This window comes from Chryseobacterium sp. W4I1 (genome assembly GCF_030816115.1).
In the GTDB taxonomy this organism is placed as follows: domain Bacteria; phylum Bacteroidota; class Bacteroidia; order Flavobacteriales; family Weeksellaceae; genus Chryseobacterium.
The window spans coordinates 949,372-968,865 of the sequence record NZ_JAUSXQ010000001.1; the positions used below are offsets into that span (position 1 = coordinate 949,372).

Sequence of the window (19,494 nt, forward strand, 5' to 3'; positions counted from 1 at the left end):
ATATATTTCATGGTTTAAAATTCATAACTAATGGTTAATTTTGCAAGATGAAATAGGTCCAGCCTAATTTCAGTATTCAATAATATTTTAAATTTTGAAATGAATTCTTTAATAGATAAGTATAATATTCCCGGGCCACGTTACACGTCTTATCCTACCGTTCCTTACTGGGATGAATCTACATTTTCGCCTGAAAAGTGGAAGGATACCGTGATCAGGTCGTTTCATGAGAGTAATGCAGAGGAGGGGATTTCTATTTATATTCACCTGCCTTTCTGTGAGGCCTTATGTACATTCTGTGCCTGTCACAAGCGTATCACCAAACAGCATAGCGTTGAAATTCCTTACCTGGAAAGTGTGTTAAAGGAATGGAAGCTCTATCTTGAACTTTTTGAAGAAAGACCGAAACTGAAAGAACTTCACCTTGGAGGCGGTACTCCTACATTTTTTTCACCAAAAAATCTAAAAACCCTATTGGAAGGTATTTTTGAAACGGTGGAGATAGCGGAACATCCTGAGTTCTCTTTTGAAGGACACCCGAATAATACGACAAGAGATCATCTTCAGACTTTATATGACCTTGGATTCAGAAGAGTAAGTTTTGGAGTTCAGGATTATGATCCTAAAGTTCAGAAAGCAATCAATAGAATTCAACCTTTTGAGAACGTGAAGAATGTAACTGAGTGGGCCAAAGAAATTGGATATAGAGGCATCAGCCACGATTTAGTATTCGGACTTCCTCATCAATCCTGGGAGGCTATGGAATACACCATCAGAAAAACAATGGAGCTGAAGCCGGATAGGCTTGCCTTCTACTCTTATGCACATGTTCCATGGGTAAAAGGAGTAGGTCAGAGAGGGTTTGATGAAAATGACCTGCCCAGCGGTGAAGAAAAACGTCGTCTATATGAAGATGGCAAAAAGCTGCTTGAGGATTTGGGATATATTGAGGTAGGAATGGATCATTTCTCCCTTGAACATGATGATCTGTATCAGTCTTTGATCCATAAAAAGCTTCACAGAAATTTTATGGGTTATACTTCAAGCAATACGCAACTGATGGTAGGTCTTGGAATGTCTGCCATTTCAGATTCCTGGTATGCTTTTGCCCAGAATGTAAAAACGGTGGAAGAATATCAAAAAATGGTGGAAGAAGGTAAAATTCCTGTAGTAAAAGGACATATTCTCGATCAGGAAGATCTTACCGTGAGAAGACATATTCTGAATCTGATGTGCCAGCTTGAAACCACTTTTACAGATAAGAACTCTTTCCCTGAACTGGAAAACGCATTTGAAATGCTGGAGGAAATGGAGAAAGATGAACTGGTGGAAATTTATGATAACCAGATTAAGATCACTGAAAAAGGAAGAGCATTTACGAGAAATGTCGCAATGGTATTTGACCTCAGAATGATGAGAAATAAGCCGGAAACGAGAATTTTCTCTATGACGATATAAGACAAAGGCGGTTCAATTTGAACCGCCTTTGTTATTTAAAGTAATAATTTGCCATAATATGCAGGGTAGAATATACTTTATTTAATGATTAATTTCTGGCTGTAAGACTTCATGTCATTTGATTTTATGATCAGGTAATAAGCTCCCGCGGGAATTCCTGTAATATCTACACTGCCGTCATTTTTCAATTTTTGCTTTCTCTAAAACTATTTTCCCTTCTGTACTGATCAGGTCTGCTGTACTGTTTCCGTCTGTAAGTCCTTCAACGAAGACCTTTTCAGAGGCTGGATTAGGATGAATGTAGATAGGATTAAACTCAGAAGTCTCCTCTGTTCCCAATGTTCCTGTTGTGATTTTGAATATTTTTCCGCTGTTCACGGCTGCTACAAAAAGTTCTTTCTGGGAATTCTGCCCGAAAGTAGAAAAATTATTTCCGGAACTTGCAGGAGTCCATACAATAGAATTATCTGTATTTAAAATTCCGATTTGTGTAGAACAGTAATCGGCAAAGAAATATTTCCCCTGAAGCGCAGGGTATTGAGTTCCCCGGTAAACATAACCTCCGGTGATGGAACATTTCCCTCCGGAATGATCATAGACTGCAATTGGAAAGGTCATTGTACTCATGGCGGCACATCCTGCTGTATTGTAAGCATTATTACCTTCATAGCATCGCCATCCGTAATTGATTCCAGCTTGTGTAACGGGCATTTTGTTAATTTCTTCAATCGCTCCCTGGCCTACATCAGCAATCATTGCATTTCCAGTAACGGTATCGAATGAAAACTTCCATGCATTTCTAAGTCCGTAAGCCCAGATCTCATCAGCACCGTCAACTCCCGTTCCGGCAAAAGGATTTCCGGCAGGGATATTATACGGTCCTGTAGCATTTACATCTATACGAAGCATTTTTCCTAAAAGGGAATTCTTGTTTTGAGCATTATTATTAGGATCTCCGCCACTTCCGCCATCACCCGTTACGATCCACAGATTTCCGTCCGGAGCAAAATGAATGCTTCCACCATTGTGATTATCAAACGGTTTAGGAATACTCAACAGTATTTTTTCAGTAGTAGGGTCTGCAATGTCAGGATTGGTAGGATTTACAGAATATCTGGCCACTGTGATATTTCCATTGGCAATGTTGTTGTAATAGACAAAAAAATAGCCATTGGTAGAATATTGAGGATGAAATGCGAGTCCCAGAAGACCTCTTTCTCCTCCGTACAGAACTTTGGAACTGATATTCATAAAATCGGCACCATTGATGGTTCCATTAGGCTGGATGATCTTGATGATTCCGTTCTGCTGGACGACGAAAAGCCGGCTGTCATTGGCGTTCGTGATTTCTACCGGGGCAGTAAGCCCCGTTGCAAATTCTACTAAATTGATGCTTTGGGAATTAACAATTAAAGAAGAAAAGATACTTAAGGTAAAAAATAGATTTTTCATAATATTTTGATATTTAGTGTATTGGTAAACGAATGAAAATTTTATACCAATCATTATTTGAAAATTCCATTACGATAAGGAAGAAAAATTATTAAATCTTAAATAGAAATTAAAACCCCGATATATCTGAAAATAAACCGTTTCTGCTGTTAAAAACTTCATAAAATAATAATAAAATCATTATATTTGCCGACTTAATTTAACGTAGTTATAACAAAATGCAAGGAAAAGGACTTATTACAATTGTTGCTATTGTACTAGGGTTAATTTGCTTAAATGAGCTATTACCAACTTGGTACGCCAGCAAAATTGAAAGGCAGGCGACTGCTGTTGCAGGAGACAATCCGGAAAAGTATCAGAAAGAAATTACAAGACTTTCTAAGGATACTTTGAACCTGGGATTCACAAAACTTTATTACACTAAAGCCAAAGACAAGGAAATGAAGCTTGGTCTTGACTTGAAAGGTGGGATCAACGTCCTTTTGGAAATCAACCAAAGAGACCTGGTAAATGATTTAACTAATTATTCTACCAATCCTATTCTGATTGAGGCTTTAAACAAAACGGATGAAGCTCAGAAGAATTCTACAAAATCTTACATCGACAATTTCTTTGATCAGTTTGATGCGATCAACAGAGCAAAAGGGACGAACCTTAAGCTTGCAGATCCTGAACTTTTCGGGAATACCAATTTATCGGAGATCAAGTACAATACGACTGATGATCAGGTTTAAAAAGTATCATCAAAAGAAGAATTGATCTTTCAGTGGGAACAGCTTTCGAGGTAATCAGAACCAGAATTGATAAAATGGGTGCTGTGCAGCCAAACGTTCAGAGAGTACCGGGTACGGCAAGAATTTCTGTTGAAATGCCGGGTATGAAAGATATCGATAAGGTGAAGAAAATGCTTCAGACTTCTGCAAAACTTCAGTTCTGGGAAGTACAACAGGTTCCTGAAATTGCCCCTTATTTCCAGACATTGACTACAATGGTGGGTATTAAAGGTGATTCTATGGGAGTTGCGAAGAATACCAACTTCATGAAACTTATCAACCTTGACAAATTAAGAGCAAACGGTGTTGCAAGCGTAAAACTTTCAGATACTGCGGCCATCAATAAAATTTTGAGCAGCAAAGTAGGTCAGTCATTACGTCCGGCCAACATTAAATATACTCAGTTCATGTGGGGTTACAAGCCTGAAGCTACGGATGCTGAAAGTTTAGTATTGTATGCAATCAGAGGTAACATTAGCCAAAAAGCTCCTGTAGACGGTGCTGTTGAAACTGCGAGCATTGGCTATGATGAGCTAAGCAGAGTAGTGGTAGACATGCAGATGGATTCTAAAGGTGCTAAAGAATGGAAAACATTAACGGAGAAAAACGTTGGAAGACCAGTTGCTGTAACATTGGATGGTAGAGTGTATACTGCGCCAAACGTTGTAGGCGCAATTCCTAACGGTAGAACTCAGATCTCTGGTAACTTCTCTCAGGAAGAAGCTAAAGAATTGGTTGACGTTCTGGGAGCGGGTAAATTACCTGCAGGTGCAAAAGTGGTTCAGGCTACTGTAGTAGGACCTTCATTAGGACAAGAGTCTATTAATGCAGGGGTTATTTCATTTGCTATCGCATTCTTAATCATTATTGTTTATATCATTTTCTATTACGGTGGTGCCGGTGTGTACGCTGTAATTGCAATGATTGTGAACTTATTCTATATTTTCGGAATTATGGATTCCGGAGACTTTACATTAACGCTTCCTGGTATCGCAGGTATCGTTCTTACAATGGCCATGGCCGTGGATACGAACGTAATCATCTACGAAAGAACGAAGGAAGAATTATTCGCAGGAAAAAGCATTTTAGAAGCTTATAAAGATGGTTTCAAACATGCACTAAGCGCGATTGTTGATGGTCACTTAACGACATTACTGACGGCAGGTGTACTTTTCTTATTCGGAACGGGACCTATTAAAGGATTTGCCTTAACATTAGGAATTGGTATATTAATGACGTTCTTTACTTCAGTATTACTTTCAAGAGTAATGATCTTCTCAAGACTGAATAAAGGAAAACACCTTTCTGTATGGACTCCTCCAACCAAAAACCTTTTCAGAAATACCTGGATCGATTTTATCGGAAAGAGAAAATATGCTTATATCATTTCTGGTATTTTAACGTTGGTTTGTGTTGCATCTATAGCCATGAACGGATTCAAATACGGGATCGATTTTACAGGAGGTAGAAACTATGTGGTAAGATTTGATAAAGATGTAAATGCTGAAGATATCGAACAGAACTTAGTTAAAGTATTCAAAACTGAAGATGGGAAAAACTCTTCTGTTGAAGCTAAAACTTTCGGAAACGATAAGCAGTTGAAAATTTCTACAGATTATCTTATTGAAGATGAATCTTTAAAAGCTGACCAGACTGTAGAACAAAAACTATTTGAAGGGTTAAAAACAAGCTTACCGGCTAACACGACCTTGCATGATTTCAAATCTGCAGATAAAGAACACGCAGGAATTATCTCTTCTGAAAAAGTAGGACCTACGGTAGCAGATGATATTAAAACTCATGGTATGCTTGCAGTAGCAGCTGCTTTGGCGGGTATCTTTATCTATATCTTGTTAAGATTTAGAAAATGGCAATTCTCACTGGGAGCTGTTGCAGCATTGTTCCATGATGCGGTGATTATTTTAGGAGCTTATTCATTGCTTCATAAATTTATGCCTTTCAATATGGAGATCAACCAGGATTTCGTTGCAGCAATCCTGACGGTACTGGGGTACTCAATCAATGATACCGTTATTATCTTCGATAGAATTAGAGAGTATTTAAGAGAGAAGAAAGCTTTAACACTGGCTGGATTATTTGATGACTCTATTTCAAGCACATTGGGTAGAACATTCAACACTTCATTCACAACGATCCTTGTGATCTTGGCGATCTTCATTTTTGGTGGAGATAACCTTAGAGGATTTATGTTTGCCATGTTGATCGGTATCGGATTCGGTACTTACTCGTCTATCTTTATTGCGTCGGCAATCGCATACGATTTCCTTAAGACAGGTAAAGAAGGCGAAGTACACGGTAAAACGACAACTACCAAAGAAGTACTTGCTTCCAAATAAGATAAACTACAATAAATAAGTAAAGGCCGTTTCGAAAGAAGCGGTCTTTTTTTGTACAGTAAACGGGATTTTGGGTTTGAGAGTGTTAGAGTTTTAGGGTTTGAGAGTTTTTAGAGTATGGGAGTATGAAGGGTTGGGGTTCACGTTAAAAAATTAATATTTAATATTCAGGGTTTAAATTTATATTTGCCAGTTTAATATCTGAAATCTGATGTCTGTCATCTTGGTTCTTGGTTCTTGGTTCTTGAATCTTAGTTTTTTGACTCTCTTTCTTCAAAACCAACAATTTAGAATCATTATATTTCAGATTTGATTAATTTTGCAGCACTATGGAAAATTCAAGGAAAAAAGCAGCCATTGGCTTTATATTTATCACTCTGCTCATCGACATTACAGGATGGGGGATTATTATTCCAGTAGTTCCCAAATTAATTGAGGAGCTTATTCATGCAGATATCAGTGAGGCTGCGAAATATGGTGGCTGGCTTGGTTTTGCCTATGCATTTACACAGTTTATTTTTTCTCCGGTTGTAGGGAATTTGAGTGACAAATACGGAAGAAGACCTATTATCCTGATCTCCCTTTTTGGGTTTGCAGTGGATTATATTTTTCTTGCACTTGCCCCAACCATTTGGTGGCTGTTCCTGGGACGGATAATTGCCGGGATTACGGGAGCCAGTGTCACAACGGCTAGTGCTTATATTGCTGATATTTCCACAGATGAAGATCGGGCTAAAAATTTTGGTCTTATTGGAGCTGCATTTGGTTTAGGGTTTATTATAGGGCCTGTTTTGGGCGGTGTTTTAGGACATTATGGAGCCAGAGTGCCTTTCTATGCTGCGGCAGGCTTGTGCCTTTTAAATTTCCTTTACGGTTACTTTGTTCTTCCTGAAAGTTTAGATAAAGATAAAAGAAGAGAATTCGACTGGAAACGCGCCAATCCTATTGGTTCATTTAAATTTTTAGGTAAACACCCGGAAATTTCAGGATTGATCTTTGCCCTTATTTTAATCTATATTGCTGGGCATGCCGTACAGAGCAACTGGAGCTTTTTTACCATGTATAAATTCAACTGGACAGAAAGAATGGTTGGGATTTCGCTTGGAGTAGTGGGGCTGCTGGTAGGCTTGGTTCAGGGTGTTCTTATCCGCTGGACAACGCCGAAACTGGGTGAGGAAAAAAGTATCTATTACGGGCTGGCTCTTTACGCATTAGGGATGTTGCTTTTTGCTTTTGCTACAGAAGGGTGGATGATGTTTGCATTTTTAGTTCCTTACTGTTTGGGAGGAATCTGCGGACCTGCACTTCAGTCAGTGATCACAAAAAGTGTTCCGTCCAATGAACAGGGTGAACTTCAGGGAGCATTAACCAGCTTAATGAGTGCTACGTCCATTGTAGGACCACCGTTGATGACCAATTTATTTTACTTCTTTACCCATGATGAAGCTCCCTTTGAATTTTCAGGGGCGCCGTTCTTCCTTGCGTTTATTTTAATGGCTATCAGTGTTGTGATGACCTATTATGCTTTTCAGAAGAAAAATAAAAAGTTTATCAAAAAACTCTAATCAGGTTAGTATCTGAGTTTAATGAAACAGATCGTATGAGCCGCATTCCTCAATATAAACCTGATGATTTCAAACCTATCCTGGATATAGATTGGGATGCCAAAAGTACAGAGAAAAAAGAGCTTAATGATTTTTTCATAGAACCGCTTCAGGAACTTAAAGATACTAAGACACCTTCCCAGCCACACCGTAAAACAGTCAATGACTTTGTATTTATAAAGAAAGGCAGTATAGAAAAGATGGTTTGTTCCAGCTTATTTGAAGTACAGGAAGGTATGATTATGCTTCTCCCTCCTTATAAAATCAGGACATTTATTCATCATACACCCGACGTCGAAGGATTTTACTGCCACTTTTCTAATGAATTTATTGCAGATGGGCCCGGCCTCAAATATCTTCAGGATATATTGAATCATGCCGATCTGATTTATAATCCTACTTTATTTCTTGATCAGGAACATCAGGAAAGGGTCTTTATGATTCTCCGGCAGATGGAAATTCTTTATCAGCAAGATCAGAGCCTTGATCTTATCCGGCTTTACCTTATTACCTTGTTGGGAGAGATTCGCCATTTTATAGAAAAGATTCCCCGTTCAATTCTTTCTGCCAATGATACACTGGTATTACGGTTTCGGAAACTTATCACCACTCAGATCCAGAATATTCATTCAGTAAAAGAGTATGCAGACCTGCTTGGTGTTTCCCCAAATCACCTGAATAAATCTATTAAAAGGGCTACCGGGAAAACAGCTTCTGAAATTATCAGTGAATCACTCTTGATGGAGGCAAAGGCTCTGCTTTCCCTTCCCCGTCTTTCCGTTTCAGAAATTGCTTTTACCCTTGGCATCGATGACATTTCCTATTTTTCACGTTTTTTCAAAAAGCATAGCGGGATAAGCCCTTCAGATTATCGCAAAAGGATTGATTTGTCCTAATAACAGATTCATCTGTTCTAGCCTTATTGTATTGTATTTCAGAATTTTGTAAATATAATTAAAGACGGTTAAAACATGAAAAAAATAGTATTCTTCACAGTAGGTTTCATTCCCATGCTGTTTGTTTCTCAGGCCCATACACAGGTGGCAAATCCTCCGGTAATATTTGAAGCTTTGGTAGGAAACAAGGGATTTGCTTCCCAGATGATGGTCAATAAAGCATTTGAGGGAAGCGGCAAGTTTGGCTTTTTCAGTGTAGCCAATATTTCTTCAAAATGGTCTGAAAATAATTCCAAAGACGCTATGATCCAGGCCAATCTTACCTTTGAGATCATCAAAAATCTACTGGTGCTGGGAGGTTCTCATTATACGCCTACGACAGGACTAAGACCTACGGCCGGGTTTATTTATTCCGTAAGTTTCAATGATTTTCTATTCACTGTAAATCCCAGATTTATAGGGTTTTCCAAAAGTAGTATTGCTGAAGGCTTTGCCATGATGGAATACAAACCTGAGATCAAAGAAAACTGGCGCGGATATTCCAGGATCCAGGGGCTTTATTCTCAGACCATGAAAGATGGGGAACATGCCCGCAGCTATTTGATGTTGAGACTTGGGATCACCTATAAGTCAATAACCTTTGGGGCAGGTGCTAACTTTGACCGTTACGGACCTTTTAAAGAAAGTAAGCAGAATTACGGAATATTTGCTTCTGCCAGACTATTTAACTAAAAACATACTGCATTACATTTATCAAGACCATTAAATCTTTAATATGAAACATTTAATTTTTAAAACAAATAATACCTGGACAGGAATCTTACTCAGATGGACTTTAAGTATTATTTTTATCCCTCACGGACTTCAGAAAATATTTGGGCTGTTTGGAGGAATGGGCTTTAATAAGACTCTGGAACTTTTCACACAGAGTTTACATCTTCCATTTATAGTGGCATTAACCGTTATTCTGATAGAATTTTTGGGCTCATTTTTGCTGCTTGTGGGGTTGGGAACCAGATTCTGGGCCTTATTATTTATTGGGCTAATGGTGGGAATCATGCTGACAGCCCATCTTCAGAACGGTTTTTTTATGAACTGGTTGGGAACCCAGAAAGGGGAAGGATGCCAGTTTGACATTCTGGTTATAGGAATTGCAGCTGCTCTTCTGATTGAAGGAAGTGGAAAATTCTCGGCGGATGAATGGATACTTAAAGGAAAAAAATAAATTAAAAGATCAATCATGGACAAAATCAAACTTGGAAAATATTTAGAAAGGATCCATTATTCGGGTGAAATTCAGGCTGGAATTGAAATGCTTGGGCGGATCCATCAGTGTCATCCAAAGTATATTCCATTTGAAAATATAGATCCGTACACCGGAAAAGTTCCTTCTTTGGACCTGGATGATATTTTTGAAAAGCTGGTCGTTCAGTTCAGAGGTGGATATTGCTATGAGCAAAATCTGCTCCTGAACGATGTTTTGAAAACCTTGGGGTTTAATCCGGAACTTCAGCTGGCCCGTGTATTATGGAGAAAAGATGAAAACAGCAGAACGGGAAGAACACATCTTCTTCAGACTGTAGATCTTGACGGACAGAAATACCTTGTTGATTGTGGATTTGGAATTGTTACCCTTACTGCTCCCATCCTTTTAAATGACGACAGACCACAGCAGACTCCTAACGGCTTGTTCAAGATCTCGAAAAAAGAGGACACATATATCCTTTGGTTCTGGAAAGAAAAATGGCTGCCTGTTTATCGTTTTGTCTTGGGAAATGTAGAAATTGCAGATCTGGAAATAGCCAATTGGTATCTTTCTACCCATCCGGAATCTAATTTTAAAAAGAACCTGATTCTTTCCAAAGTTGATGAAAATAAGCGATACACCTACAGTGATCGGATCTTAAGTATAAGGTATAATAATGGCGAAAAAGAGTTGGTAAATATTGACAATGACAAACAGCTGTTTGAAATACTAGACAATACTTTCGGATTAAAGGAAAATGCAGCAGCTCTTTTGAGACAGAAAACGAATGAAATTTAATTGGGTTAGGCTTATGGTTTTAACTCATTTGGATAAAAAATAAAACAGGGAAGCCATTACAGCTTCCCCATTTCTATTGAAAAATTTAATAATGAGTTCTCTATTTTTTATGGATAAAGTGACTTAGTCCCGTTGCTTACCACATTACTTCCCAAACCTGAAAAAGATACAGAGAAATTACTTGTATTAAAGCTTAAAGATCCTACAGGCGTACACAGTCCAAGTGCATATCTGCATTGACCGTAAGCACCCGTTCTTTTCGTTACTTTACTTTCACTTTTAGCTTTCCCCAGGCTGATATTCCCCCAGTCGCTTACATCTACGTTAGAAACAGTAGAACCGGAGTAATAGATCGTGATTTGATATCCTATTTCACCTCTTTTAGAACCCCAAAGCCAGTTTGCCGTCCACCATTGTTTGTACCATTTTGAAAGAACTTTTGCCTGAGCATCTGAAGAGGAAACTTCCGTATTTCCTCTTGTATCTATCATTACAAGTCCGGCAAATACATTGTCCCAGATAATTCCGGACTCATTGTAAAAACAAAGAGAAGTGAAAGCTTCGCCTTTATAATTCCAGGAAATTTCAAGAATTTCAGTACCCATTTTTATCTGCTCAGAAGCGGCTTCCTTAAGGCCTTTTTGAGCTTCAGCTAGCTGATCTCCGGAAAATAAAGTTCCGATTTTACCTACTTTTACAGTTTCAGAAGAAAGAATATTTCCTTCCGCTGTAAACTGTTCCTTGTCAGCAACCAGATTCTGAGAGATCTCAATACCTTTCTGTGTTGAAAGCTTTCCCAAAATACTCATCCCTGTGATCTGAAGATCATTTTTCAGATATTTTTCAAGGTTCTTCTTGGAATCACTGATCTGGTTCAATACATTTTCTGAAACAGCATTTGATCCCGGACTAATCTCCTTTTTAAGATCAGCTGCTGCAACCTTACTGGAAGGAGTTTCCTGTATAGCTTCACTGTTTTCATCCTGACACCCGGCAAGCGCCATTACCGATAAGACGGCAAAAAGCTTAAAAGTAGTTACAAGTTTTTTCATAGTTAAATATTTAATGATTTTGTGTGTATTAAATATAATAAAATTAATCATAACTCCCATTTATTTGAATTAAATATTTGTGAACTGAAAATTACGGGAAAGGGAGAGGATTTAGAGCCAAAAGTCAAAAACCGGGAGCCAAAATGACTCATTTTAGCTTGGAAGCCAACGCTCCAAACTCTCAAACACTCAGGCTCTCAAACTCGTTTATGGTCTAAAACTTAAAATTTGTTTAAAATTTTAGTTTACAGTAAAATAAATGTGTAAACTTTCGTAATTTTACGCCATGGAATTAAGCATTGGAGAAATGGCACTGATCGCAGTGGCGATTGTTGTATTATTCGGTCCGGATAAACTTCCTCAGATAGCACGTGATTTAGGAGCAGGTGTTAGAAAAATGCGTGGTGCAGTGGAAGACATCAAAACCGAGATCATGAAAGAGACTGACAATCCGGTTTCCGAGATCAAGAGAGAAATTGAGAAGGTAAAAGATGCGGCAAAAGATTTCAATCCCATGAAGGACATCGAAAAAGATATCGTGAAAGAACCTTCTTCAATCAATAATGAACCTCCAAAACCAAAGCCTGCCGACGACGAAACCTACGAAGGGCCTGTAAGCAGATAATTCATGGAGGAAATCATTCAGGAAGATAAAAAGGTTTTTCTATACCTTAACAATTTGGGCGATACTTCCTTCGACCAGCTTTGGATGCTCATTTCCAGCACATGGATCTGGGTGCCTCTTTATATTATATTTCTTTACTTTTTATACAAAAATTATAAACTAAAATCTTTAGTTTTCATCCTTATATTCATTGCACTTGGCGCTACAGTTTCAGATCAGCTGGCCAGTGTTTTCAAATATGGTGTCGCCCGCCTGAGGCCTTGTCATGATCCCAGTTTGGAACATTATATGAGGATTGTGAAGTGTGGCGGACAGTACGGGTTTTATTCTGCCCATGCTTCCAATACCTTTTTTCTTGCTGCTTATTTAAGTATTTTATTGAAAAAGAAGCTCAATTGGTTTCCATATGCTATATTTGTATGGGCTGTAGTAGTTTCTTATAGCCGAATATATTTAGGAGTGCATTTCCCGGGAGATATTTTGGTGGGGGCGTTTGTTGGATCTTTATTGGGAGTGATATTTGGAGTACTCGCCAAAAAAGTCATCAACAAACAAACTATAAATTCATGAAAAAATCTTTATTACTTACAACATTAGTATGCTCTTCATTTCATCTGTACGCACAAGATAAAAAAACAGCCGAAGAATGCTTCAAAAAAGCAGACTATAAATGCGCCGAAGAGCAATATTCCAAACTCGCAGAAAAAGAACAGATCCAGAAGTACCAATCTGAATATTATAACAGTCTGGGTACTGCCCAGAGACGGTTGGGGAAAACTACGTTGGCATTGAAATCTTACGAGTCAGCTCTGAAATCCAATCCTTTGTCCGGATCGGTATATGCTAACCTTGCCTCACTGAACAGCCAGAAAGGGAACAAAGCAAAGCCAAAGCACTGGAATACATCTCCAAAGGTCTTACAGTAGATGCTGAAAATCCGGAATTCTATCTTACCCGCTCTAAGATCTATGACAGCCAGGGAAAAAAAGATCTTGCCCTGAATGATCTCAAACAGATCCTGACCTTTGCGCCGGATAATATTTTTGCAAAAACCGGAATGGCCAATCTCAAAAAGAATAACGGGGATCTGAATGGTGCCTTACAAGATTATAATCAGCTTATCTCCGAAAAACCGGAATCGCTGCTTTACAATGGAAGAGCAGATGTATACTATAAGATGAAAAAGCCAAAAGAAGCGCTTAGCGACATAGCCAAAGCCATTTCTATCGATCCGAAATTTGCACAGTCTTATGTTACTAAAGCGCAGGTTTTATTTGATACTGCAAAGCCTAAAGAAGCTTGTGAGAATCTGGATAAAGCAGTAAGCTTAGGCTATGAAAAAGCTGTGTTGGCGGAGTATTATGCCAAATGTGTGAAGAAATAATCTAATAAAGTTTTCCCGTAAAATAGGGAAAACTACTCAATGACATCATTTTGTAGTAGATAATATTTTGATCCGTTTAAAATATAACAAGCTGTCTTTTTAATTAAAAATTAACTGTAAAAACAGAAATTATAAACCTTCATTAAAGATATATAGATGTTAAATATTGTTCTTGTAGAACCTGAAATACCCAACAATACCGGTAATATAGGACGATTATGTGTAGGCACGGAAAGCAGATTGCACTTAATCCATCCCTTTGGATTTGTTATCAATGATAAAAATCTTAAACGGTCCGGTTTGGATTACTGGGTACATCTGGATGTTTCTGAGTATGCAGATATTGAAGAGTGGTCCAAAAATATTCCCGATCCATCCCGTGTTTTTCTAATGAGCTCACATGCTGAAAAATCATATTTGCAGAATGATTTTCAGGACGGTGACTGGCTGGTTTTTGGTAAAGAAAGTGTGGGTTTGAGTAAAGAAGTTCTGGAACAGTTTGAAAATCATTTAACAATACCTATGTCAAAACTTATCCGAAGTTTTAATATTGCGAATTCCGTTGCCTTTGTGATTGGAGAAGCCAAAAGGCAAATAGACCTAAAATCTCAGCCTGTCATTTAATGGTAATATTGAATAAGGAATTTTTAATCATTATGATAAGGTTTACCCTGTAAGATCTGATCAGCACGGTAAAGCTGTTCAACAATAAATAAACGGATCATCTGGTGCGTAAATGTCATTTTAGATAATGACATTTTTTCGTTAGCTCTGCTATAGATTTCTTCAGAAAAACCATAAGCACCTCCAATCAGAATATGAACTTTTTTTACGGAAGAATTCATCCAGGTATCAATTTTCTGGGCAAATTCGCGGCTGGTAAATTGTTTTCCTTTTTCGTCCAGGATTACTACCAGGTCATTCTTGTCGATATGACTTAGAAATAACTTAGCTTCCTCCTTCTTCAAAAGATCGGGAGAAAGATTTTTTGCATTCTTTACATCAGGAATTTCGGTGATCTCAAAGTTCCAGTGTTTGGGAAGGCGGGTTAGATAATAACTGATCAGAGAAGTGATCTCTTTGTCATCTGTTTTGCCGATACAAAGTAAGCTGATTCGCATGGTTCGTGAAAATTTTCGAGAAGCAAAGATACCATTTTTTGTAGCTGAAAATAGGGGTGACACAGTTGAAATGTTAAATTAAAAGAAAGTATTTGTTTTGATGATTTTTAATGTTTCCGTTATATCATTTTAAAATTCTTTCATTTTATATCTTTCCTGTTATTGGATGAAGGTAAAGCGAATATTCTCTTAAATAATTGCTATTTATTCCTTTCTATGGGATTTTATCTGCATGGGGAAAATGTTTATATTTGTAGTAAGACTATTTAAAAACAGCTGATTTTTGAAGTTTTTTTAAGTAAAAAGCACCAAATAGATGAGTATAAAAGTTCCCAGATTTATCTTGAAGATTCAAGAGTTTTTTGAAGGTATCCATATTCCTGTTTTGGGGATATCCCTTTGGCAGATGTTCCAGATCTATATTTCCGGGATTTTCAAAGGGAATATCGGCAGAAAAGCAGCTGCCATTTCCTGGAGCTTTACCATCAGTTTGTTTCCGTTTCTCCTTTTCCTGCTTTCCGTTCTTCCGTATATGCCACACTATGATAAGCTGCAGTTTTATATTTTTGAAGTTCTGATGCATAATGTTTTTCCATCCAATATGGAAGGCGATGTGAGGGGCTATATAGAAACCAATATCATCCCTAATATGAAAGGGATCAGCAATCTTACGATCATATTGGCACTGGTTTTTGCAACCAACGGAACGTTTTCGCTAATCAATGGATTCAATGAAAATTCGGATGAAAAACTGACTGATGTAAAGGAATTTATTCTTTCCTTTTTTATAACCATAGGTTTTATAACTATCGTTTTTCTGGCCCTTTTTGGGGTTTATTATGTGGAAGTTGTTATGAAGCTTTTTACGCCGGCTTATGATATTTCGTGGCTTGTAAAAAACCTTTCCAAGATCATTGGATTTGTATCTTTTCCACTGTTCTACTTTATTCTTCTTACCCTTTTCTACTGGCTGGGAACAGTAAAGATCGCCAGATTCAGACAGGCGGTTCCGGGAGCGATTTTAACGACCGTACTGTTTGTGCTCACCACTTTTATCTTTGCAATCTATGTGAAAGATATTGCCCGGTATAACGTTCTTTACGGATCCATTGGAAGTATGATCCTGCTGATGGTTTGGGTGAATGTGAATGTATATCTTCTCCTGTTCGGGAACGAGCTGAATATGGCTCTCCGAAAGCTCAGAATCGAAAAGCTCCTGTCTGATGAAATCAAAAAGGAATCAGTGCATTACCAGTCGGCGGTTACAGAGCCAAATCTGGAAAGTGATGAAGAGCACATAAGAAAGCTGGAAGAAAGAAACAAAAATTAATTTTCTTCAGCGTTCATATCCTTTTTAGAACTCATGCTCAAGATTACAAATCCTAAAATGGCAGCCAGAAAAGAGGCGATCAGGATAGCAAATTTTGCTTCATCCTGAATATCGATGTAATCCTTAAAGGAAAGTAAGGCAATGAAAATAGACATGGTAAATCCTATTCCTGCCAGTAATCCTACACCAGCCATTTGTGTCCAGGTGCTGTTTTGAGGTAGCGAGCTAAGTTTTAATTTAATGGCAACAAAAGAAAACAGGTTAATTCCGATCAGTTTTCCTAAAATCAGTCCGCAGATAATTCCCAAGCCTAACGTACTTGTCACTCCCGCAACCATTTCGCTGGAAAAAGCAATATTGGTATTTGTTAATGCAAATATCGGCATAATAAAAAAGCTTACCGGAATATGCAGGGTATGCTCCAGCTTTTCAAGAGGAGAAATTTCTATATTTGAAGCATTTGTTGGAATAGAGAATGCCAGCAGAACCCCGGCTATGGTAGCATGGATCCCGGAATGATGCAGGAAATACCATAAAAATAATCCCGGAATGATATAGAAAATAAGTTTTGTAACTTTTAGATAGTTTAAAAGGAATAATAAGGCTGCTGTCCCGAAAGATAAAAGAAGATAGGTCCAATGGATCTGTTCAGTATAAAAAACAGCAATGACGAGAATGGCACCAAGATCATCTACAATAGCCAATGCCGCCAGGAATATTTTGATCGAATTCGGGATTTTTTTTCCAAGCATTGAAATGATAGCCAGTGAAAATGCAATATCAGTAGCCATGGGAATTCCCCAGCCGCTGCCATATTCCGTTCCGGAATTAAAAAGACTATAAATTACGGCCGGAACCAGCATTCCGCCTACTGCTGCAAAAATAGGCAGCGAAGCGTTTTTAAAAGAGGAAAGTTCACCTTCTACCAGTTCTCTTTTGATCTCAAGTCCTACCAGGAGAAAGAAAACTGCCATCAGTCCGTCATTGATCCAGATGCTGACAGGGTAGGTAAGGTGAAATAAGTGTGTACCCACTTCCTTATCCAGAAAGTTCTGAAAACCTGCACCTGCAGATGAATTGGCAATTAATAATGAAATCAACACACAGAAAATAAGGATAATTCCCGATGACTGGTTGCTGCTGAAAAATTTTTTGAAATATAAAGATAAATTCATGTTTAGGATTGTAATCGTCTCACTCTTGAAACTCCGTCAATATTTTTAATTTTTTTAAATGTTTCTTCCAGCTGGCCTTTATTTTTAACTTCAAGAATGATGTTGCCCATAAAGACGCCGTTATTGGATTCTATGGAAAGGCTTTTCATATCCATTCCCATACTTGAACTGATCACGGTAGTAATATCATTGATCATTCCCATTCTGTCCAGACCTTCAATTTCAATCTTTACCCTGTTTTTAAAGCTTTCTGCATTTACCCATTTGGCTGGGATCACACGGTAGTCGTATTGAGCTCTAAGGTTGATCGCATTCGGGCAATTATCGCTGTGAACCTTTATTCCGTCAGAAATTGTTATAAATCCGAAAATTTTATCTCCGGGAATAACGGTACAGCATTTGGCATAGCTGTAATTCAGCTTTTCTTCATCTTTTCCGAAAACAATCATGTCAAGGTTCTGCTCTTTAGGCTCCTCGAAATGAACATTTTTAGACGGAGATTTTCTGAATCTGGAAAGTAAGTTATTGAATACGTTTTTACTTTCAATATATTTTCTCAGGCTGCTGACATCCAGCTCATTGCTTTGGAACTTAAGAAACAGTTCTTGCGAACTTTTAAGATTAAAGAATTTCTGAAGTTTGTTTATTTCTTCATCATTAAAATTGATCTTGGCATGACGCAGTTTTCTCTGAAGTATTTCTTTTCCATCTTCCACCAGCTGATTCTTCTGGGAATTCAGGTAACTTTTGATCTTGGATTTGGCTTTGGAGGTTACTACAAATTCCAGCCAGTCAGATTTTGGTTTCTGATTTTGAGAAGAAAGAATGTCTATTTGGTCGCCATTCTGAAGAACATAAGAGATAGGAACCAGTTTCCCGTTAATCTTAGCTCCAAGGCATTTCATTCCCAGGTCTGAGTGAACGGCAAAAGCAAAATCCAGAGCGGTTGCATTGGTCGGCAAGATTTTTATTTCTCCTTTTGGAGTAAATACAAATACTTCTTTAGAATATAAATTGAGTTTAATGTTATCTAAAAGCTCAGAGGTAGTAAGATTCTGTTGCTGTTCAAGCACATCTCTGATCTCGGTGACCCACTTTTCAAAATTCCGGTCATCGGAACTTTGTTTATACCCTTCTTTGTACTTATAGTGAGCGGCCACCCCTTTTTCTGCGATCTCGTCCATTCTTTCCGAACGGATCTGTACTTCGATCCATTTTCTGTCCGGACCGAGAACCGTTAAGTGGAGACTTTCGTATCCTGTAGAACGCGGTTGTGTGATCCAGTCCCTCATTCTGGATGGGTTACTGTGGTAAACATCCGTTACAATAGAGTAAATCTTCCAGGCCAGGAACTTTTCATTTTTAGCATCAGATTTATAAATAATCCTGATGGCATAGTTGTCAAAAACTTCCTCAAAGGAAACCCCCTGTTTGAGCATCTTTCTGTAGATAGAGGAGATTGCTTTTGCACGGCCTTTTATGGTGAAATTTAAGCCTTCTTCTTTTAATCTTTCGGAAACTTCTGTCTTAAATTCTTCAATATACCTTTCACGGCTTTCTTTCGCAAGTTCCAGTTTTTCCGTGATCTCATTATAAACTTCCGGATTGTTGTATTTTAATGAAAGATCTTCAAGCTCAGATTTAATATTATACAGCCCAAGACGGTGTGCCATGGGAGCATAAATATAAACGGTTTCTGAAGCGATCTTTTTTTGCTTGTCCGGAGCCATGCTTTCCAAAGTACGCATATTGTGAAGGCGGTCGGCAATTTTGATCAGGATCACTCTGAAATCTTCAGAAAGGGTAAGCAGGAGCTTTCTGTAGTTTTCAGACTGTACAGAAATGTTCTGATGATTCATGATAGAAATCTTTGTAAGCCCATTCACAATGTTCGCTATCTTTTCTCCGAAGATTTTTTTCAGGTCTTCATATGTGTAGTCCGAATCCTCTATCACATCATGCAGAAGGGCACAGGCAATAGACGTTGCTCCAAGACCGATTTCCGTTGCTACAATTTTAGCAACGGCAATAGGGTGGTAGATATAAGGCTCGCCGGATTTCCTCCTTTGATCCTTATGGGCATCCAATGCAATATCGAATGCCTTCCGGATGAGCTTGTTATTTTCCTCATCCAGAGTTCTGTATGTATTCGAAATCAGATCCTTATAGCGGGCAAGGATCTCTTTGTTTTCCTGTTCTAAGTCGTAACTCATTTGTGTAAAT

Annotated in this window: 17 protein-coding genes and 1 pseudogene; 13 read left to right on the forward strand and 5 right to left on the reverse strand. The window is 38.1% G+C overall.

Going from position 1 to position 19,494, the window contains the following annotated elements; genetic code table 11:
* Positions 1-99 precede the first annotated feature (99 nt).
* On the forward strand, positions 100-1,458 hold the full coding sequence (gene hemN / locus QF044_RS04405; protein WP_307264122.1) for an oxygen-independent coproporphyrinogen III oxidase: 1,359 nt from the start codon (positions 100-102) through the stop codon (positions 1,456-1,458).
* 177 nt (positions 1,459-1,635) lie between these two features.
* On the opposite strand, the gene QF044_RS04410 is transcribed toward hemN, so the two are convergent.
* Positions 1,636-2,910, reverse strand: a complete 1,275-nt coding sequence (locus QF044_RS04410) for a sorbosone dehydrogenase family protein (protein ID WP_307264125.1) — start codon at positions 2,908-2,910, stop codon at positions 1,636-1,638.
* A gap of 218 nt (positions 2,911-3,128) precedes the next feature.
* Between QF044_RS04410 and secD the strand changes: the two are divergent.
* The 6 genes and pseudogenes from secD (at position 3,129) to QF044_RS04440 (ending at position 10,584) form a co-directional block, all read left to right on the forward strand.
* Positions 3,129-6,040 (forward strand): annotated as a pseudogene (secD, locus tag QF044_RS04415) (protein translocase subunit SecD).
* Between the two features lie 329 nt (positions 6,041-6,369).
* Positions 6,370-7,605, forward strand: coding sequence for a TCR/Tet family MFS transporter (locus QF044_RS04420; protein WP_307264127.1), 1,236 nt, complete (start codon positions 6,370-6,372; stop codon positions 7,603-7,605).
* A 35-nt stretch (positions 7,606-7,640) separates the two neighbouring features.
* A complete protein-coding gene (locus QF044_RS04425) occupies positions 7,641-8,540 on the forward strand; it encodes an AraC family transcriptional regulator (protein WP_307264129.1) in 900 nt (299 codons plus the stop codon).
* Positions 8,541-8,615: 75 nt separating this feature from the next.
* Complete coding sequence (locus QF044_RS04430) at positions 8,616-9,272, forward strand: hypothetical protein (protein ID WP_307264131.1); 657 nt, start codon at positions 8,616-8,618, stop codon at positions 9,270-9,272.
* Between the two features lie 43 nt (positions 9,273-9,315).
* Positions 9,316-9,765 (forward strand): DoxX family protein, encoded by a 450-nt coding sequence (locus QF044_RS04435; protein WP_307264134.1) that lies wholly within the window; start codon positions 9,316-9,318, stop codon positions 9,763-9,765.
* Between the two features lie 15 nt (positions 9,766-9,780).
* Positions 9,781-10,584, forward strand: a complete 804-nt coding sequence (locus QF044_RS04440; protein WP_307264136.1) for an arylamine N-acetyltransferase — start codon at positions 9,781-9,783, stop codon at positions 10,582-10,584.
* Positions 10,585-10,691: 107 nt separating this feature from the next.
* Here the strand turns inward: QF044_RS04440 and QF044_RS04445 are convergent, their stop codons facing one another.
* Positions 10,692-11,636, reverse strand: coding sequence for a hypothetical protein (locus QF044_RS04445; protein ID WP_307264138.1), 945 nt, complete (start codon positions 11,634-11,636; stop codon positions 10,692-10,694).
* 286 nt (positions 11,637-11,922) lie between these two features.
* Here QF044_RS04445 and QF044_RS04450 point away from each other — a divergent pair, with 286 nt between their 5' ends.
* From QF044_RS04450 to QF044_RS04470, 5 genes are all read left to right on the forward strand, one after another.
* Positions 11,923-12,261, forward strand: coding sequence for a twin-arginine translocase TatA/TatE family subunit (locus QF044_RS04450; RefSeq protein ID WP_307264141.1), 339 nt, complete (start codon positions 11,923-11,925; stop codon positions 12,259-12,261).
* A 3-nt stretch (positions 12,262-12,264) separates the two neighbouring features.
* Complete coding sequence (locus QF044_RS04455; RefSeq protein ID WP_307264143.1) at positions 12,265-12,831, forward strand: phosphatase PAP2 family protein; 567 nt, start codon at positions 12,265-12,267, stop codon at positions 12,829-12,831.
* Positions 12,828-13,187, forward strand: a complete 360-nt coding sequence (locus QF044_RS04460; RefSeq protein ID WP_307264145.1) for a tetratricopeptide repeat protein — start codon at positions 12,828-12,830, stop codon at positions 13,185-13,187. The genes QF044_RS04455 and QF044_RS04460 overlap by 4 nt, the downstream gene beginning before the upstream one ends.
* Positions 13,188-13,318: 131 nt before the next feature.
* A complete protein-coding gene (locus QF044_RS04465) occupies positions 13,319-13,645 on the forward strand; it encodes a tetratricopeptide repeat protein (protein WP_307264148.1) in 327 nt (108 codons plus the stop codon).
* Positions 13,646-13,801: 156 nt separating this feature from the next.
* A complete protein-coding gene (locus QF044_RS04470; protein ID WP_307264151.1) occupies positions 13,802-14,269 on the forward strand; it encodes a tRNA (cytidine(34)-2'-O)-methyltransferase in 468 nt (155 codons plus the stop codon).
* 23 nt (positions 14,270-14,292) lie between these two features.
* Here QF044_RS04470 and QF044_RS04475 read toward each other — a convergent pair whose 3' ends face one another.
* Positions 14,293-14,766, reverse strand: a complete 474-nt coding sequence (locus QF044_RS04475; RefSeq protein WP_307264153.1) for a 23S rRNA (pseudouridine(1915)-N(3))-methyltransferase RlmH — start codon at positions 14,764-14,766, stop codon at positions 14,293-14,295.
* A gap of 316 nt (positions 14,767-15,082) precedes the next feature.
* Between QF044_RS04475 and QF044_RS04480 the strand changes: the two genes are divergently transcribed.
* Complete coding sequence (locus QF044_RS04480; protein ID WP_307264154.1) at positions 15,083-16,096, forward strand: YihY/virulence factor BrkB family protein; 1,014 nt, start codon at positions 15,083-15,085, stop codon at positions 16,094-16,096.
* Here the strand turns inward: QF044_RS04480 and nhaA are convergent.
* The gene (gene nhaA, locus QF044_RS04485; protein WP_307264157.1) at positions 16,093-17,271 is read right to left on the reverse strand and encodes a Na+/H+ antiporter NhaA; all 1,179 of its coding nucleotides are present in this window, start codon (positions 17,269-17,271) and stop codon (positions 16,093-16,095) included. The two genes, QF044_RS04480 and nhaA, sit on opposite strands and share 4 nt — an antisense overlap.
* A gap of 2 nt (positions 17,272-17,273) precedes the next feature.
* Positions 17,274-19,484 carry a bifunctional (p)ppGpp synthetase/guanosine-3',5'-bis(diphosphate) 3'-pyrophosphohydrolase gene (locus QF044_RS04490; protein WP_307264159.1) on the reverse strand — a complete coding sequence of 737 codons (2,211 nt, stop codon included), beginning with the start codon at positions 19,482-19,484 and terminating at the stop codon, positions 17,274-17,276.
* Positions 19,485-19,494 lie beyond the last annotated feature (10 nt).

Coding starts and splice junctions, on each gene's coding strand:
- QF044_RS04455 (WP_307264143.1), top strand. CDS start 12,265: ATGGAGGAAATCATTCAGGAAGATAAAAAGGTTTTTCTATACCTTAAC.
- QF044_RS04465 (WP_307264148.1), top strand. CDS start 13,319: ATGGCCAATCTCAAAAAGAATAACGGGGATCTGAATGGTGCCTTACAA.
- QF044_RS04460 (WP_307264145.1), top strand. CDS start 12,828: ATGAAAAAATCTTTATTACTTACAACATTAGTATGCTCTTCATTTCAT.
- hemN (WP_307264122.1), top strand. CDS start 100: ATGAATTCTTTAATAGATAAGTATAATATTCCCGGGCCACGTTACACG.
- QF044_RS04450 (WP_307264141.1), top strand. CDS start 11,923: ATGGAATTAAGCATTGGAGAAATGGCACTGATCGCAGTGGCGATTGTT.
- QF044_RS04435 (WP_307264134.1), top strand. CDS start 9,316: ATGAAACATTTAATTTTTAAAACAAATAATACCTGGACAGGAATCTTA.
- QF044_RS04480 (WP_307264154.1), top strand. CDS start 15,083: ATGAGTATAAAAGTTCCCAGATTTATCTTGAAGATTCAAGAGTTTTTT.
- QF044_RS04410 (WP_307264125.1), bottom strand. CDS start 2,910: ATGAAAAATCTATTTTTTACCTTAAGTATCTTTTCTTCTTTAATTGTT.
- QF044_RS04440 (WP_307264136.1), top strand. CDS start 9,781: ATGGACAAAATCAAACTTGGAAAATATTTAGAAAGGATCCATTATTCG.
- QF044_RS04425 (WP_307264129.1), top strand. CDS start 7,641: ATGAGCCGCATTCCTCAATATAAACCTGATGATTTCAAACCTATCCTG.
- QF044_RS04490 (WP_307264159.1), bottom strand. CDS start 19,484: ATGAGTTACGACTTAGAACAGGAAAACAAAGAGATCCTTGCCCGCTAT.
- QF044_RS04420 (WP_307264127.1), top strand. CDS start 6,370: ATGGAAAATTCAAGGAAAAAAGCAGCCATTGGCTTTATATTTATCACT.
- nhaA (WP_307264157.1), bottom strand. CDS start 17,271: ATGAATTTATCTTTATATTTCAAAAAATTTTTCAGCAGCAACCAGTCA.
- QF044_RS04475 (WP_307264153.1), bottom strand. CDS start 14,766: ATGCGAATCAGCTTACTTTGTATCGGCAAAACAGATGACAAAGAGATC.
- QF044_RS04470 (WP_307264151.1), top strand. CDS start 13,802: ATGTTAAATATTGTTCTTGTAGAACCTGAAATACCCAACAATACCGGT.
- QF044_RS04430 (WP_307264131.1), top strand. CDS start 8,616: ATGAAAAAAATAGTATTCTTCACAGTAGGTTTCATTCCCATGCTGTTT.
- QF044_RS04445 (WP_307264138.1), bottom strand. CDS start 11,636: ATGAAAAAACTTGTAACTACTTTTAAGCTTTTTGCCGTCTTATCGGTA.